We start from the raw sequence: 16,702 nt of genomic DNA, 5'->3' as shown, positions 1-16,702 counted from the left end.
ATATTCATCTTGCTAATTGCTACAATACTGGTTGGTTTACTTTTGCAGTATTACACCAGCTGCCATGAGGATGTTATACACCTCAAGGGTGATGAATTTAAAAAGAAACCGGAAACTTCAATAGAGTCAACTATACTACACAGAGAAAGAGAAGTGTATGATCATATTCTACTAATTAAGTAATAATTTATATTTGCATCTTTTGATTAGGTAAGTAAGATCAATACATTACCATAGAACAAATAGTTATGTCTAATGAGTACAATCCCTGGGATTTTGGTAAAAAACCAAGAGACCCCAATAACGAAAATGTCTTGAGTAAGGCTATATCTGATTTAAAGCATTTGGTTGCTTATTTAACCAAAAACAGAGGCAAAAAACCTTATTTTGTCATTTTTGCGATCTTGCTGATCTATGTCTGTACCGGTTTTTATATTGTGCACCCAAGTCAAGAAGGCGTGGAGCTTACTTTCGGTAAATATTCTAATACAGAAACATCTGGGTTACGTTATCATTTCCCCTACCCTGTTGGTAAGGTTTTAAAAGTCAACGTGAAGGAAATAAATCGCGAAGAAATTGGAGTCAGCAGTTCTTATACTCGGGATATAGATCGTGGTGAGGGTATAATGCTCACCGGAGACGAAAATATAGTAAACGTCAACTTTGAAGTGCAATGGCGCGTTAGAGATGCAAAGGATTATTTGTTCAAAGTGCGTGATTCTAGATCAGGTTTAAGTGTTAAGAATGCTGCTGAAAGTGCTATGCGAGAAATTATAGGTAAGAATACTATTTCTTTTGCACTAGAGGGACAGGGTAGAGCAGAAATTTCTCGAGACGCCAGAGCTTTATTGCAACAGATTCTTGATAGATATCAAATGGGTATAGAAGTTTTATCTGTGCAAATGAAAAAAATCGATCCACCAGCAAAGGTGATTGACTCATTTAGAGATGTCCAAAGTGCTCGTGCAGATAAGGAACGCACCATAAATGTAGCACACTCTTATAGTAATGACGTTATACCTAGAGCAAAAGGTGAAGCGATAAAGATAAAACTAGATGCAGAAGCATATGAAAATGAGGCAATAAATGAAGCAAAAGGTAACGCAAATCGTTTTATGTCTCTTTATGAGGAATATAAACAAAATCCTTCTCTCGTGAAAAATCGCCTTTACCTTGAGACTATGGAAAATATCTTTAATAAAGCAGATAAAGTTGTCGTTACTGATGATTTAAAAGGTATGTTCTCTTATTTACCCCTTACAAATTTAGGAAAATAGTTATGAATCGTAGTGTTAAAATTTCTTTTATTTTTGTTACTTTGTTGATTGTTCTATTTAATTCAATGTTTATTGTCTCTGAGACAAAACAAGCAATTGTTATTCAATTAGGTAAAGTTGTTAGAGATATTAGAGAGAGTGGATTATATTTTAAATTACCATTCATAAATAGCGTGGTGTTTCTTGATAAAAGGGTCCTAGATTTAAAAGCCGATAGTACTCCAAGGGAGGTAATTACTGCAGACCAAAAGCGTATTATCGTAGATGCTTATGCAAAGTATAAGATAATAAAGCCTATTGTTTTTTATCAAGTTGTGAGAAATGAATCAGGGCTAACCAGAAGGCTGTACCCAATTATGGAAGCACATATTAGAGAAAATATAGGTAGATTTTCATTGATTAGTTTGCTGAATGAAAAGAGATCAGAAGTTATGCAATTGATTCAGCGCGGTGTTTACTCTGAAGCTGAAAAGTTTGGTATAGAGATAATAGATGTGAGAATTAAGAGAGCAGATTTGCCGGAAGAAAATAGCTCTGCAATATTCCGCCGTATGCAAACAGAGAGAGAAAAAGAGGCAAAAGAAATTAGAGCGGAAGGGGAACAAGCAGGCCAAGAAATTAGATCGAAAGCTGATAAATTAAGAAGAGAGATTATCTCTAGTGCAGTGAAAGAATCACATGAAATAAGAGGTCGTGGTTATGCTGAAGCTACTAAAATTTATAATGAAGCGTTTAGGGTTGATGAAGAGTTTTTTAACTTTTATCGTTCTATGATTGCGTACAGTAAGTCATTCCCGAGTGACAATACTAGATTTGTGCTTTCGCCAAATAATAGTTTTTTGGATATTTTAAATAAGGGTTGGAAATAACTTATGAAAAATAAATTTTTATCTATATTTATATGTTTTTTTATCTCATTCTTTTCATACGCTGAAGCTGCTAGTAAATCTAATCTTTGCAGCTGTGATCAAGGATTCGCTGATCTCGTGGAAGACCTGATTCCAGCAGTTGTCAATATTTCAAGCGAACAAATAATTAAACAAGAAAATAGTAACAGAGCCAAAACACCTGCTGCTCCTAAGGACAATTTTTTTGACGAATTTAGGAGGTTTTTTGATGAATTTGATCAGTTTTTCATGGATAGAGGCCCTCACACTAATAAGGAGGTAGTATCTCTTGGTTCTGGATTTATTATAGATAAAGACGGGATTATAGTTACCAATTATCATGTTATTAGAAATGCCAAAGAAATAACAGTAACTATGAATGATAGCTCTTATTTCAAGGCCGAAGTTCTGGGTTACGATTTACAGACTGATCTTGCTGTACTTAAGATCAATTCTGATAAGGCACTTCCTTCTGTTAAATTTGGTGATTCCAGTAAAGCAAGAGTTGGTGATTCAGTTATAGCTATAGGCAACCCATTTGGTTTAGGTAGTTCTGTGAGTAAAGGAATTATTTCTGCTAGGTCTAGAGATATTAGTATTGGCACTATGAGTGAATTTATTCAAACTGATGCTGCAATCAATAAAGGAAATTCTGGAGGTCCATTATTTGATTTTAATGGGGAAGTTATAGGCATTAACACTGCTATTTATTCTCCATCTGAATCTGGCGGTAATGTGGGTGTAGGTTTTTCTATTCCATCTAATTTTGCTATATCGATCATTGATATATTAAAAAGTGGTAAAAAAATAAAACATGGTTGGCTTGGTGTACAAGTGCAACAAATAACAAAAGAATTTGCTGAGTCTTTAGGTTTAAAAGATACAAAAGGTGCGTTGGTTTCAAGTATAATTAAAGATAGCCCTGCAGAAAAAGGCGGGATTAAAGTTGGTGACATATTACTGGAGTTCGATAACAAACAAATTGATAGAATGACACAATTACCTCAAATGGTTTCCAGAACTGAGCCTAAGAAAAAAGTGCAAGTTAAGCTACTCAGAAAAGGCAAAGAAGTGAATATCAAGGTTGTGGTGGAAGAGTTTACAGGGGATAATCAAGATGATGTTTATAATCAAGAGGAAGATAAATCGAAATCTGATTATATAACAGGCTTAACTGTTTCAAATTTACCAAATGATTTTAGGGAAAATAAAGGTGATATGCCTAAGAAAGGTGTCGTAGTCACTAACGTTAATGGTAATAGTAATGCTGCACTGCGTGATATTAGAAAAGGGGATATCATTATTCAAGTGGATGGAAACGATATTGAAAGTACTAGTGATTTTCAAAAGCAAATTAATTTAGCAGTAAAGAAAAGCAGCAAGGATGCAATTATGTTACTTATTTATCGCAATGGTAATCAATTTTTCACTTCAATTAAATTGAAGAAAGAGTAGTGAACATAATCTGCAAGAAGTGTAGCACTTGCTAATACTTTTGTATTAAAGTACTGTTTACTTGTTAAGTTGAAATATATATTAATGAAAAAAATGGCAAACAACCCATTAGCAGTATTATTTGACTGGGACAATACCCTGGTTGACACTCAGGATAATATCTTTAATGCTATAAAGCATACTATAAATGCAATGGGATATAGAAATCAAACTGCGGATAGAAACTCTCATGAATCAAGAAAAGATTACATGGTTGGGTTATTTGGTGAGCAGTGGAAAAAAGCCAATGCAATATATCAGCAATATTTAGATAAGGCACTCTTGCAAAATATTACTTTAAACCAAGGAGTGGAAAAAATGTTAAAAACATTAAAAAGCCACAATGTTTATCTAGCCATAGTAAGCAATAAAAAAAATACCAATTTGCAAAAAGAAGTAGCCCATTTTAAGTTAGATTCTTATTTTACTAGAATAGTTGGATCAGGTGATACTACAGAAGATAAACCATCTATAACTCCTGTATTATTTGCATTAGAAGAAAGTACATTACCGATAAATCAAGAAAATGTGTTCTTTGTTGGAGATAGTATTACAGATATTTTATGTGCAAAAGGTGCAAATTGTTTGCCTATTGTATACAATCAGTCAATGAGCGGTTATGAAGATTTGTTATGTTTTCAATGTTTTGATAAACTTACAGACTTTATAGTAAAATATTTAGAAAATAGGTAATAACTACTGTGATTGAGATTTCAAGCATACAAAGGCGTTTTTGTGCGTATTTAATAGATATAGTAATTTTATTAATTCCAACCATATTGATTACTGTATTATTAAGAGATTTTCCGTTGATCTTTCATTTATCATGCATGTGTATAAATTGTAGTTACTTTACTTACTTTATATCTGCAAATGCTCAGGCAACTCCTGGCCAGAAGTTGATGGATATATATACTATTAGCATGAATTATCCAAAGATAGATATAAATTTAGCATTTGATAGAAGTATATCTCAGTTCTTTCTTCCTTCATTAAATAGCGTCATAGCCATTTTGACTGATTTTTCTGTAGAGCAAGATACGTTAATAAATGTTTTGAATATATTGAAAGTTTCTATAATGCTGCTCACTCTCTGTTGGTATCTGGTAGCTTGTTTCTCTAAAAACAGACAAACGTTTCATGATATATTATTTGATACAGTTGTTGTCAGGGGTGCTGTTAAATGATTGCTATATGACAATCTATATTGTATAGATTATATTTAAACTAAAGAGAAATTATGAATAAACAAATGTTAGAACATTTTAATAAATTGTTGACAAATGAATTGACTTCTGTACGTCAATATCTTTCACATTTTGCAGTGCTTAAGAACCATGGGATTAGTAAACTTGCGGAAAAGATGAAAGATGAGCTTAATGAAGAACTTGAGCATGCACATAAGTTAGCGGAAAGGATTTTATTACTGAAAGGAATACCAAATTTTCAGGATACAAATGAGATATCAAAATATGATGGAAAATTCACAAAAGACACGATAAAAGAAATTTTGTCAGCTAATTTAAAATTAGAAGATAAAGGTATAAAGGATATCAGAGAAGCAATTTCTACTGCTGAAAAAGAGAAAGATTTTGTTAGCGTGATGCTCCTAGAAGAATTATTGAAAAATGAAGAAGAACATCTTCATTGGCTTGAAAAGCAGATGGATCTTATCGCATTAATGGGTATTGAAAATTATTTAAGAACGCAAGTATAAAGTGTTAAAAAGAATAGTCTTCATTTTAATCTTCACACTTCTTTTTTCATTAGGATTATGGCAAGTGTTCAGGTTGAACTGGAAGAATGATATCATAAAAAGTATGAATCTTCCAATAATACACCTGTTAATTAGTGATGATCTTGAAAAGTTTAACTACCGGCATGTCAAAATTGATGGAGTATTAAGTAATGTAGAGCTATATGTTTTTGCGGGACAACATGGGTATTATATATTATCTCCTATGCTACTCACCACTGGAAATTATATGTTAATCAATAAAGGAATAACCAGTGAGAAAAAAGAAAGGGAAGTAAAGGTGAAAAAAGTAGTGACTGAAGGGGTATTATATTGTGATAGCAAAAAAAATTGGTTTATTAAAAATGATGTGTCTGCAAATATGTGGTTTACATTTAACACAGAAGAAATATCAAATGAATTGGGTATAAAGCTAGAAAAGTGCATATTATGGCAAGATAGCTTAAGTGATAAACTAGTTATACAGCCAATGAAACATTTGGAATATGCAGTAACTTGGTTTTTGCTTGCCTTAATTTGGTTAATTATGTGTATAGTTTATTACAAACCCCAGTTGCGGATTAACCATGGCAGTAAAACTGAGAAATAGAGGGCTTTTTTCGCTTCATGCAATATGAAATAAGTGTTGAAAAAATATGCACCAGCAGGAGATCTATGTCTGGTGTGCCAGCCTATTTTTCAGACATCAGACCTCTTTCAAAGTTCATATCATGCTTGAAGTGTGCATTATATCTGTAATAGACCTCTTGCAAAACCGATTTATGACGAGAAACGTTTTAGGAGAAACGCAGGTGAGCACCGCAGAATACTTAGGGACCATACACCTAGATGTATTTGAGGAGCGTAGGTAAACAAAATTGCCGTCAGAAATCGGTTTTGCAGGGGGTCTTATTATAACTTGTCCTTCTCCTCAAGGCGAGGGGTTTTTATAATCCCCGATGGGGACACTAAATCATTTAGCTAAATCTTGAAATACCTCACTCGCCCTGCTTAAAATTGATTCAGGAAAACCGGCAAGCTTTGCCACATGTATTCCGTATGATTCATCGGCAATTCCTTCGATTACTTCATGCAAAAATATAACCCTTCCGTCCCACTCTCTTATTTTTACACAAAAACACTTTACACGATCTAAATACTTACTCACTTTAGTGAGCTCATGGTAATGGGTTGCAAAAATAGCTCGACACTTATTTACGTCATGAATATGTTCTATTACTGCTTGAGCAATTGACAACCCATCGTACACTCCGGTACCTCTACCAATTTCATCGAGAATAACTAAAGAACGGTCTGTGGCCTGATTTACTATTGTTGCTGTTTCAATCATCTCTACCATAAAAGTAGAATAACCTGCCACTATGTTATCTGTTGCACCAACCCTACTGAATATTTTGTCAATTACTCCAATATGTGCACTTTCTGCAGGTACAAATGACCCCATATGGGCTAGAATTGCAATTAAAGCGTTCTGTCTTAAAAAGGTGCTTTTTCCAGCCATATTAGGTCCTGTAATTAAATGTATACCAGCCAAGTCAATACTATTTGGAATAAATTTATTATTTACTTCAATTACAGGATGCCTACCACCTAAGATATTAAACTCCTTGCTGTCATCAATAACTGGTCTCACGTATTTGTTCCTCACAGCAAGTTCTGCAAATGCAGTTCTGATATCAAGTTTTGCTAAGGCATTGGCAGCAAGGGCAATTTTTTCATATTCTTCAGCAATTTTACTACATAGTGCACCAAAAATTTTAATTTCCAAATTAATTGCAGCATCACGTGCAGTAAGGATTTTATTTTCTAACTCTCTTAATTCGTTGGTAGTGTAACGAGAACTGTTTGCCAAACCTTGTCTGTGAATAAAGATATCTGAAGTTATCTTATGATTCGATGAAACTTCAATGTAGTAGCCGAGTATGTTGTTATGCAGTATTTTAAGCGTTGCAATGCCAGTAAGATCGCGATAGGAAGTACGTAGCTTAGTTATCAACTTATTACTGTTATTTAATATATAAGACAGCTCAGATAATTCTGCATTATAATTCGGATCAATAAATCCGCCTTCTCTTACGTTGCTGACATTATTATCCAGAATAGCGTTGTTGAGAAATTCACACATATCTTTGTGATCACCTAGGCTTTTGTATATGATTTCCAATTCGTTTTCGCTTGATTTCACTGTATGTAGAAACTCAGATAATTTTAAAATTTTGTTGAGCCCTATCTTCAACAGATTAAGATCTTTAGGTGAGCCGCTTCCTAGCATTAGACGCGATAATGATCTTTCGATATCTGGAATACTAGACAGTATCTCTCTTGTTTTCCCACAAAATTCGTGATTGTCCACAAAAAACTTAACGGTATCAAGCCTTAAGTTAATTGCTTTAGGACAAACCAGTGGTGAAGAAAGCATCTGCTTTAATAGACGTCCGCCAGGTGCTGTAACTGTGTGATCAATAACTGAAATTAAAGAGCCTTTTTTTTCGCCAAATTGAGTTGAAAATAACTCTAAATTTCTCCTTGCTGAAGCATCAATAAGCATAAAATTCTGTTGCTTATAAGTTTTAGGAAATTCAAGTCTGGGAACAGAACCCCTTTGTGTTACTTTTACGTATTCTAGTAAGGCACCGCATGCCATAACTTCCACTTTGTTGAAATTGCCTATAACTTCGAGTCCCTTAACTTTATAAAACTCACACAGAGTTCTGTGAGATCTGTTGTATTCAAAACAATTCTGTGCATGCTGCGTGATTGATATCTTATAATTCTTTAAAATTGACCTAATTTCTTCTTCTTCTGCCATTTTTTCGGAAATCAGTAACTCCCTTGGTGAAATACGTAATAAATCACTATCTAATGTCTTGAGACTTACAGAAGAATAAAAAAACTTTCCTGTAGATAATTCAAGCCAAGCAATAGCATATTCGCCATCTTTTTCAACAATAGACGCAAGATAATTATTGTTTTTATTCTCTAATAACGAATCTTCAATCACTGTGCCTGGAGTTACGATTCTTACCACATCACGTTTTACTATAGATTTATATCCCCTTTTTTTTGCTTCATCTGCTGTTTCTAGTTGATCACAGATTGCAACTTTAAATCCTAAATTTATAAGTTTATGCAGATAAGATTCGCTACTATGAGCGGGCACACCACACATAGGTATATCTTTACCGTTCGAGTTACCTCTTTTGGTTAATATTATATTCAGCAGTTTTGCTGCTTGAATAGCATCGTCAAAAAATAACTCATAAAAATCTCCAAGCCTGTAAAATAACAAATAGTCTTTATATTGAGCCTTTAAATTTAAATACTGCTCCATTACAGGAGTTGCTCTTTCTTTTGTTAAATCCATAGTATTCTGTATTAGCAACAAACAATTAACATAGTGTATTATAACCCATTTTATATAAAGATTTAGAAATAAGTTCTTAAAAAAAGTGTTTTAGTGTTAACATCTGAATAAACTCTGTCACTCCATCCTTCATTTCTGTTTTTTCAGTACTATTAGCCATATTATATAATTTTTTAGGATTACTTAATAAGTCGACTAATAATTTCGTTAAATTTTCTTTTGCTTGACTATTCTGTTCAACTATTACCGCTGCATTCGAGTTTTCAATATGCTTTGCATTATAAAATTGATGATTATCTTTTGAGTGAGGATATGGAATATATATAGCAGGACGTCTAGAAAGGGTGATTTCTGCTATTGAAGTTGCTCCTGCTCTGCTAATTACTAGATGTGAACTAGCCAATTTCTTTTCTATATCATCAAAAAATTCGCTTAATTCAAAATTGATTTCTTTGTTCTTATATAGATTCTCAATCTTACTTATATTTTTCTTTGTACATTGTTGCGTTACTTTGATTCTTTTCTTTAGTGTTTTAGGCAAATCACAGATGACACTGCTTATTACATCATCGAAAAAGTTGGCACCTTGGCTACCTGCTATTATTAATATATTGAAATTTTCTGTGATATCTTGTGTTTCTAACACTTTCTCACCAACAAAATTTCCAATAACAACACATTTATTTCCTTGTGCATACTTGGTTGTTGGAAAACTGGTTGCAACAAGTTTTGCACTCTTGAAAAAAAATCTATTTACTCTTCCCAGTACTGCATTCTGTTCATGTAAAATTATAGGTATTGAAAGAATTTTTGCCGCAAGAAGGGTCGGAAAAGATGCGTAGCTACCAAAACCAATAACTAATTTGGGTTTTAACTTTCTTATGTGATATAGTGCTGATATGCAGCTACAAAACAGTAAGAAAAAAAATTTAAGCTTGTGAACACTTGGTTTGCATAATGGCAGCACATAATTCTCTATGTCCGTATCTCTGCTTATCTGCCTGTCAGTGAATAATATGCATTTATAGCCTTGAGTTTTTAATGCTTTTGTTAAGGTGATAGCCGGAAAGATGTGTCCACCCGTCCCGCCAGTTGCTAGAATAATATCCATCTGTGAAATAACAAACCAATGCCTGATTATTCACTACCATGTAACAATTTGCACGTACAAAATTGTGAAACTATAAATGATGGTTGAAAACTTAAAGAACAGTTAACTGACGATGAAAGGAGAATTTGATGCTTGCGTTAATGTCACATACAACATATACTATACTTAATGTATAATATAATTTAGGGGGTACAATATGTCTAAATTTTCAAAGACTATACAAAGCTTGCCTTTTCTTGCTAATTCTTTTCAAGGAACTCATACTGAACAAGATGATTTGGATTGGAATTGGGATGGCGATGGTGATTCGCCAAAAACAAATGGATCAAAGGCAAAGGCAAAGGCAAAGGCAAAAACAATCACTTCACCAAAAAATAAGGGTTCACAGATGAAAGCAGTCACTTCATCAGCAGAACAAGATTATTATGAATTCATTAAACAAAACTTACGTTTATCTTCTGTCAATTCGACTTATCAACATAGATACGAACATGAAGATCAAGTGATATTGCAATGGCGTGTCGAAGCGTGTGATCTGGATTTGCCAAAAGGTCAAAAAGAGCTAAATATAAAACTTCTTAACTTTATCAAGAGCAATGATATTTTAGGGCTTAAAGAATTGTTAGATAACAATAAGGATAACAAAGATTTTGATAAAGACTTAAAAGCTGTTCTTGATCTTAAAAGGGGGAAATCTGAGTTAACATTGTTGCATGTACTATGTATGAGTCATAACTATGACTTAGCGAAGTGTGTCTTAGGGGCAGGAGCTGATCCGAACATACAGGATCATGCAGGAAGAGCTCCTCTACATTATATTGCTGACAAATATGATCTTGTGAGTTTACTCATGGAAAATAAAGCTGATCCAAACATGCAGGATAACAGAAAAAAAACAGCTTTACATTATTGTGCTGATGATATTTGTCCTAATGATGAAACTATAGCGTGTGTAAATTTGCTCTTAAAGAATGGAGCTGACCTTAGTGCAATGGATAATGATAAAAAAACTCCTATGCAAATTGCAAGTGATAATAATTTTTATAACGCAGAATGCTTCTTTAGTAGCACACAAAAAGAATTGTACGAAAAGCTATATAGGCTGATTAACAGTACATATGAATTTACCGACTGGATATCTCCACCTAGACTTAACAACAAAAATGTTGAAGATTTAGAAAAATTTCTTGATCAGAATAAGGGCAATGAAGATTTAAAGACAGTTTTAAGTCATAGGAACGAAGAAGGTGTTATAAAGGTGTACGAAACGTTGCCTAAAGATAGTGCATGCGATCGTGTAAGGAAGCTTGTGGAAGACGCGGCAAAGGTGATAGGAGTAGTCAAGGTCAAAAGAGAAGTATGTATGGTAGAAGAAGGAGATAAAAAAGCAACACAAAGTTTGTTTGATGCTTATTTAAAACAACAAGATAAAATGAGACTTGAGTTCATGAATGGGCTATCGCAAGTTAAGAATATGATTGAATTACAGAAATATGTAAATCAATATATTAATTCTGGAATAATGTTGAATTTTATTCAATATCATAGGGAAGATACTGATCAAAATCAGACTTATCTTTTAGATTCTGTGATAGACAGAATTGGTAAGTTAGAAGAAAATCCTCAGGTTGCTAGTGATATAATATGCGAATTGGTATTGCGAGGAGCAGTATCAGGCAATAGAAATAGTTTAGAGCTTTTTGATAAAGCATTAAAGCCTGGAGGACATACAAGTCTAATCAAAGCTTATGACACGCATTTGAATTTCAATCGGAACTTTGTGGAGATGGCAGAAGGTGCTGTAATTAGTGGTAAATTGAATAGTGCAATAATGGATAACACTACTTTTTTCCTAGAATTTTCAAAAGATAGTAAAATAGATGTTGCAAAAGTTATAGGTGGGGCAAGAAATTTAGGATTAGTAAATGGAAAGATAGCATGTGGAAAAGATGAAGTGAAAATTGAAACACGCAAAGATATAATAAGAATTGGAAAAAGTGAAGCGGAAATTGAAACACATAATGGCAAGAGGAATTACACTAATCTTGCAGATGGTAGTGATGTAGTATTAACTTTCCATACTAGTGCAGGAGAGTTAAAAGTTAGGTTATATACTAACGAAAAGAGTAAAGATCTAGTAAAAGTGGAAGTTATGGATAAAGAGACACTAGCAAAGTTAGATAGCAATGAAAAAATAGGTATTAACTGTTCACTAGGAGGATTGTCAGTAAATGAAGCGATTAAGCAAGGGTTCTTTGTCAGATCTGAAAAACTTCCAATGCCTGAAGTAATGCATGAGTATACAAACCCTCCAAAAGAAGAAAAGACAGGAGATGGAAAACAATGGCAGAATCGTGTAAAACAGCAGCAAAAACAAAAATCCCCAGAGAAAGAAAAGGAGGGAAATGATAAGAAATGCCAGAGTGTTGTAGAACAGCTACCACCACAAAATTCTTCAGACGGAGATGGAAAACAATGGCAGAATCGTGTAGAACATAAGGAAAAACAAACCATTGGTAATTGTAAGTAGTATACCTCTTAAAATGCAGGCAGGAAAGCTTGCCTGCATTATTCACTGATTTTTTTAATGCGCTTTGGGATCATATATTTAGAAAGTGTAGATAGATCTAAAGAGAACGTGCCTGGAGGGATTCGAACCCACGACCCGCAGCTTAGAAGGCTGCTGCTCTATCCAGCTGAGCTACAGGCACACATACATATAAAATGCTTCTGAACAGGCCTAAAGTCAAGATATTTCATGTAAAATGTGAGAATAGACCTTGTGTCTCTTGGATGTGTTTGAGAAGCATAGACAAGCTTTGACTGCAACACTACCATCAGAAATAGGTTTTTCAAGTGATCTAATTTCTTTATGAAAGCAATACTAGACTTATTGCAAAACTTGTTATAAAATTAAATCTTATATGTTACAATTATAATTTTAAAATTTATGGCAATGGGATTTAAATCAATACGCAACATCGCAATCATCGCTCACGTTGACCACGGTAAAACTACTTTACTTGATAATATGCTAAAACAAAGTGGTACATTTCGTGAGAATCAAGAGATTCAAGAGCGAATAATGGATAGTGGCGATCAAGAACGTGAGCGTGGGATTACTATACTTGCAAAATGCACATCAATTATGTGGAATGAAGAAAAAATTAACATTATAGATACTCCAGGACACGCAGATTTTGGTGGAGAAGTAGAAAGAGTGTTATGTATGGCAGATGGAGTGTTGTTGTTGGTTGATGCTGCAGAAGGTCCAATGCCACAAACTAAGTTTGTGTTATCGAAGGCACTAAAAGCAAATTTAAAGCCGATAGTAATAATCAATAAAGTTGATCGTCCCGATAGTAGAATTGATGAAGTATTGAATGAAATATATGAACTTTTTTTCAATCTAGATGCAACAAACGAACAGTTAGAATTTCCTGTGCTGTATGCTTCAGGGAGAAATGGTTGGTGTGCTAAAGAGCTTTCTGATGAAAGGAAAGATTTAGCTCCTTTATTTTCAACAGTTTTGGACTATATAAAACCTGCTAGTTATGATCAAGATGCATCATTTGCTATGCTGGTTACATTACTTGAATCTGATAAATTTCTTGGAAGAATACTAACAGGTAAGGTTTATCAAGGTGTTGCAAAGGTTAATTCAGATCTTAAGGTGCTTGATCTAGATGGAAAGATAATTGAGCGTGGAAGATTAACAAAGTTACTATCATTTTCTGGGTTAAAACGTATTCCAGTAGAGGAGGCTGTAGCAGGAGATATCATTGCAATTGCAGGGCTTGAAGAAGCTTCAGTTTCAAATACTATAGCGGTACCAGAAGTAACAACTGCAATAAGTTCAACTCCTGTTGATCCGCCAACAATGGCAATTACTCTAAGTGTTAATGACTCACCTTTTGCTGGGCAGGAGGGTACAAAACTTACTTCCACTGTTATAAAAGATCGTCTATATGCAGAAGCAGAGACCAATGTTGCAATTACTGTGACTCCAACACCAAGTGGTGAAGCATTTGAAGTAGGAGGACGTGGTGAATTACAGCTTGGGGTGTTGATTGAAAATATGAGAAGGGAAGGTTTTGAGCTTTCTGTTTCACGCCCTCGAGTGTTATTTAAAGAAGAAGGTGGAAAAAAACTTGAACCTATTGAAGAAGTAGTTATTGATGTGGACGATGAATATAGCGGAATTATCATGGAAAAACTTAGCTTCCGTAAAGGTGAAGTTATTGATATGAGGCCTTCTGGTAATGGTAGAACAAGATTGACATTTTTAGTGCCATCAAGAGGACTCATTGGGTATCAGGGGGAGTTTTTAACTGACTCTCGAGGTACAGGGATAATTAACCGTTTATTTCATAGTTATGCTGTACATAAAGGTTCAATTTCTGGTAGGAGGAATGGCGTTTTAATTTCTACAGATAAAGGTGAAGCTGTGGCGTACGCAATTTTCAACTTACAAGATAGAGGAACAATGTTTGTCAAACCACAAGATAAAGTGTATTGTGGTATGATTGTTGGTCAGCACAGTCGTGATAATGACTTGGAAATAAATGTGCTAAAGGGCAAACAGTTAACAAATGTAAGGGCATCAGGAAGTGATGAAGCTATTAAACTCACTCCACCGAAAATAATGACACTGGAAGATATGATAGCGTATATAGATGATGATGAATTGGTGGAAGTAACACCAAAATCTATACGTTTACGAAAGAAATTCCTTGACCCTAATGAACGTAAGCGTGCTGGTAGGGCAATGCGTAAAGAGTAAACTTATATTAGGTAATTTAGAGAAAAGTTATTAATGAATTTTTAGTTAAGGTAGAATAGATCATTGTAACTCTTAACTTGATAAAAATGTAATTTTGTATTATAATATGTTTTGCTACTAGGTGATGAAAGGAGTTGAATTATGTCTTATATGAAAAATGAACAAGATATCCGCTCTCAGGGTGCTTACTATAGTGCTGGACTAAGAGATTATTTAATTAAGGTATATAATTATATGGCCTTAGCTCTTGGGGTTACGGGATTGGTCGCATTTTTTGTTGTGTCTTCTGGTTTATTCCAAGTGATACATTCTAATCCTATGTTATCACTCATGGTAATGTTCTCTCCAATTGTGCTAGTATTTTTCATGTATTATAAACTTCCACAACTTAGCGCTCAAGCCACGATTGTCATGTTCTTTGCGTTTTCAGCCTTAATGGGGGCCTCTATGTCGTATATTTTTATAAAATATACTGCGGCAAATATAACAAGAGCATTTTTCATTACAGCAATAATGTTCGGTTCTATGGCTCTGTATGGTAATAATACAAAAAAGGACTTAACAAGTATGGGTTCTTTTCTCATTATGGGAGTCTGGGGATTAATTATTGCGTCTCTAGTAAATTTCTTTCTTGGAAGCAGTTCGCTCTATTTTGCAGTATCGTTTGTATCAGTAATAGTATTTACCTTAATGACTGCGTATGATGCTCAAAGAATTAAAGACGTTTATTATAGGTTCAATGATGGATCAGAAGTTGCAACTACGAAATTGGCAATATTAGGTGCAACTAGTCTTTATTTCGACTTTATCAACATATTTCTCAATTTACTCAGGTTACTAAACCTGCTTAATAATAGAGATTAGAAATAGATATTAGATGTTCTTCTTTTCTAAGAAGAATAAATCTATAGTTTTCTTTTTAGTATCATTAGTGATATCAATGCTATGTTTTGCATATGCATCAGTGCCACTATATAGTATCTTTTGTAAGGCTACCGGGTATGGTGGTACGACAAAAAAGGTGATCAATGCAACAGTAAATACAACTGATCAAAAACTTAGGGTTTATTTTAATGCTGATGTGATACCTGGTTTACCTTGGGAGTTCAGTCCGGAAGTTAATTACATTGATACAAAAATAGGAGAACAAAGCTTAGCTTTCTACTATGCAAAAAATCTATCTGACCAGCCTCTGTATGGAATGGCTGTATACAATGTCACACCTTTTAAAGCAGGTAAGTATTTCAATAAAGTTGCATGTTTCTGCTTCGAAGAGCAAATGTTGTTGCCAGGACAAAAGACGGCTATGCCAGTATCTTTTTTTGTAGATCCTGAAATAATGCGTGATCATAATACTAAAGATTTAAGTGAAATTACTTTATCATATACGTTTTTTAAGCTTAAATAATACTAAAATTATTATATAATATAGTTATTATATTAATATAATTTAAATTATGAGCTTTGCACTACTGACCAAAGCTAAAAATCTAATATTTCCTAATGTATGTGCAAGTTGTGAGTGCATCATTGGTGAGAATCTTGATTTATGCAATGAATGTAACAAAAAAATCAATTTTTTAACTAAACACTACTGCAATGTTTGTGGCTCAGTAATTGCAGGCAACATTTATACGTGTGGTAAATGCATTGCTAATCCCCCGCAATTCAAGGTATTAAGATCAGTTTTTGCCTATGATCAAAATAGTAAAAATATGATAGTAAACTTTAAGTTTTTCGATAATTTAAATTATGTGAAAATTTTTGCAAAGTGGATGTATCAAACTCATAAAGATATATTTCATGATGTTGAGGTAATTATTCCTGTACCATTAGGTAGTGTAGACATTCAAAAAGAAAGGAGTTATAATAACAATTTTTGAGAGAAGCTAAGGATGTTATACGACTTAAAAGATAAGCAATGGGAAAGGATAAAGGAGAGTTTACCCGGAAAGAAAGGGGATAGTGGAAGGAGTGCAAAGGACAACAGAAAGTTCATAGCAGCAGTGATGTGGATAGGGCGAACAGGA

At 33.8% G+C, this 16,702-nt stretch carries 15 protein-coding genes, 1 tRNA gene and 1 pseudogene; 13 read left to right on the top strand and 4 right to left on the bottom strand.

Translation table 11 applies throughout. The features are described 5' to 3' along the window. Positions 1-248 precede the first annotated feature (248 nt). The 7 genes from hflK to IC220_RS00050 all read left to right on the top strand — a co-directional run bounded on the left by hflK (position 249) and on the right by IC220_RS00050 (position 6,003). Positions 249-1,277 (top strand): FtsH protease activity modulator HflK, encoded by a 1,029-nt coding sequence (gene hflK, locus IC220_RS00080; protein ID WP_188152583.1) that lies wholly within the window; start codon positions 249-251, stop codon positions 1,275-1,277. 2 nt (positions 1,278-1,279) lie between these two features. Next, the gene (hflC, locus tag IC220_RS00075) at positions 1,280-2,146 is read left to right on the top strand and encodes a protease modulator HflC (RefSeq protein WP_188152582.1); all 867 of its coding nucleotides are present in this window, start codon (positions 1,280-1,282) and stop codon (positions 2,144-2,146) included. Between the two features lie 3 nt (positions 2,147-2,149). Beyond that, the gene (locus tag IC220_RS00070) at positions 2,150-3,619 is read left to right on the top strand and encodes a DegQ family serine endoprotease (protein ID WP_188152581.1); all 1,470 of its coding nucleotides are present in this window, start codon (positions 2,150-2,152) and stop codon (positions 3,617-3,619) included. 93 nt (positions 3,620-3,712) lie between these two features. Continuing rightward, complete coding sequence (locus IC220_RS00065; RefSeq protein WP_188152629.1) at positions 3,713-4,351, top strand: HAD family hydrolase; 639 nt, start codon at positions 3,713-3,715, stop codon at positions 4,349-4,351. Positions 4,352-4,359: 8 nt separating this feature from the next. Beyond that, positions 4,360-4,845: an RDD family protein gene (locus IC220_RS00060; protein ID WP_188152580.1), complete on the top strand. Its 486-nt coding sequence runs from the start codon at positions 4,360-4,362 to the stop codon at positions 4,843-4,845. 53 nt (positions 4,846-4,898) lie between these two features. Further along, positions 4,899-5,375 carry a bacterioferritin gene (gene bfr, locus IC220_RS00055; protein WP_188152579.1) on the top strand — a complete coding sequence of 159 codons (477 nt, stop codon included), beginning with the start codon at positions 4,899-4,901 and terminating at the stop codon, positions 5,373-5,375. Position 5,376: 1 nt separating this feature from the next. Next, positions 5,377-6,003 (top strand): SURF1 family protein, encoded by a 627-nt coding sequence (locus IC220_RS00050; protein WP_188152578.1) that lies wholly within the window; start codon positions 5,377-5,379, stop codon positions 6,001-6,003. Here IC220_RS00050 and IC220_RS08165 read toward each other — a convergent pair. The 3 genes and pseudogenes from IC220_RS08165 to murG all read right to left on the bottom strand — a co-directional run. Then, positions 5,975-6,080 (bottom strand): annotated as a pseudogene (locus tag IC220_RS08165) (IS982 family transposase); the annotation flags it as partial. The gene IC220_RS00050 and the pseudogene IC220_RS08165 overlap by 29 nt on opposite strands. A gap of 286 nt (positions 6,081-6,366) precedes the next feature. Next, complete coding sequence (mutS, locus tag IC220_RS00045; RefSeq protein WP_188152577.1) at positions 6,367-8,778, bottom strand: DNA mismatch repair protein MutS; 2,412 nt, start codon at positions 8,776-8,778, stop codon at positions 6,367-6,369. Between the two features lie 76 nt (positions 8,779-8,854). Further along, entirely contained in the window at positions 8,855-9,889 is a 1,035-nt protein-coding gene (murG, locus tag IC220_RS00040; protein WP_188152576.1) for an undecaprenyldiphospho-muramoylpentapeptide beta-N-acetylglucosaminyltransferase, read from the bottom strand. 196 nt (positions 9,890-10,085) lie between these two features. Here murG and IC220_RS00035 point away from each other — a divergent pair, with 196 nt between their 5' ends. Beyond that, on the top strand, positions 10,086-12,419 hold the full coding sequence (locus IC220_RS00035) for an ankyrin repeat domain-containing protein (RefSeq protein WP_188152575.1): 2,334 nt from the start codon (positions 10,086-10,088) through the stop codon (positions 12,417-12,419). Between the two features lie 107 nt (positions 12,420-12,526). Here the strand turns inward: IC220_RS00035 and IC220_RS00030 are convergent. Beyond that, a tRNA-Arg gene (locus tag IC220_RS00030) sits at positions 12,527-12,600 on the bottom strand. Positions 12,601-12,839: 239 nt separating this feature from the next. On the opposite strand from IC220_RS00030, the gene typA reads away from it, so the two are divergent. The 5 genes from typA to IC220_RS00005 all read left to right on the top strand — a co-directional run. Continuing rightward, a complete protein-coding gene (typA, locus tag IC220_RS00025; RefSeq protein ID WP_188152574.1) occupies positions 12,840-14,672 on the top strand; it encodes a translational GTPase TypA in 1,833 nt (610 codons plus the stop codon). 141 nt (positions 14,673-14,813) lie between these two features. Further along, the gene (locus tag IC220_RS00020) at positions 14,814-15,536 is read left to right on the top strand and encodes a Bax inhibitor-1/YccA family protein (protein ID WP_188152573.1); all 723 of its coding nucleotides are present in this window, start codon (positions 14,814-14,816) and stop codon (positions 15,534-15,536) included. Between the two features lie 13 nt (positions 15,537-15,549). Beyond that, positions 15,550-16,080, top strand: a complete 531-nt coding sequence (locus IC220_RS00015; protein ID WP_188152572.1) for a cytochrome c oxidase assembly protein — start codon at positions 15,550-15,552, stop codon at positions 16,078-16,080. A gap of 49 nt (positions 16,081-16,129) precedes the next feature. Beyond that, positions 16,130-16,555, top strand: coding sequence for a ComF family protein (locus IC220_RS00010; protein ID WP_223158709.1), 426 nt, complete (start codon positions 16,130-16,132; stop codon positions 16,553-16,555). A 12-nt stretch (positions 16,556-16,567) separates the two neighbouring features. Then, positions 16,568-16,702 (top strand): transposase (locus tag IC220_RS00005; RefSeq protein ID WP_369408739.1); only part of this gene is annotated, 135 nt, incomplete at its 3' end.

The organism is Wolbachia endosymbiont of Pentalonia nigronervosa (assembly GCF_014534705.1).
In the GTDB taxonomy this organism is placed as follows: Bacteria; Pseudomonadota; Alphaproteobacteria; order Rickettsiales; family Anaplasmataceae; genus Wolbachia.
Note: the sequence above shows the minus strand (reverse complement) of the source record. Positions and strands in the feature narration are given on the sequence as shown.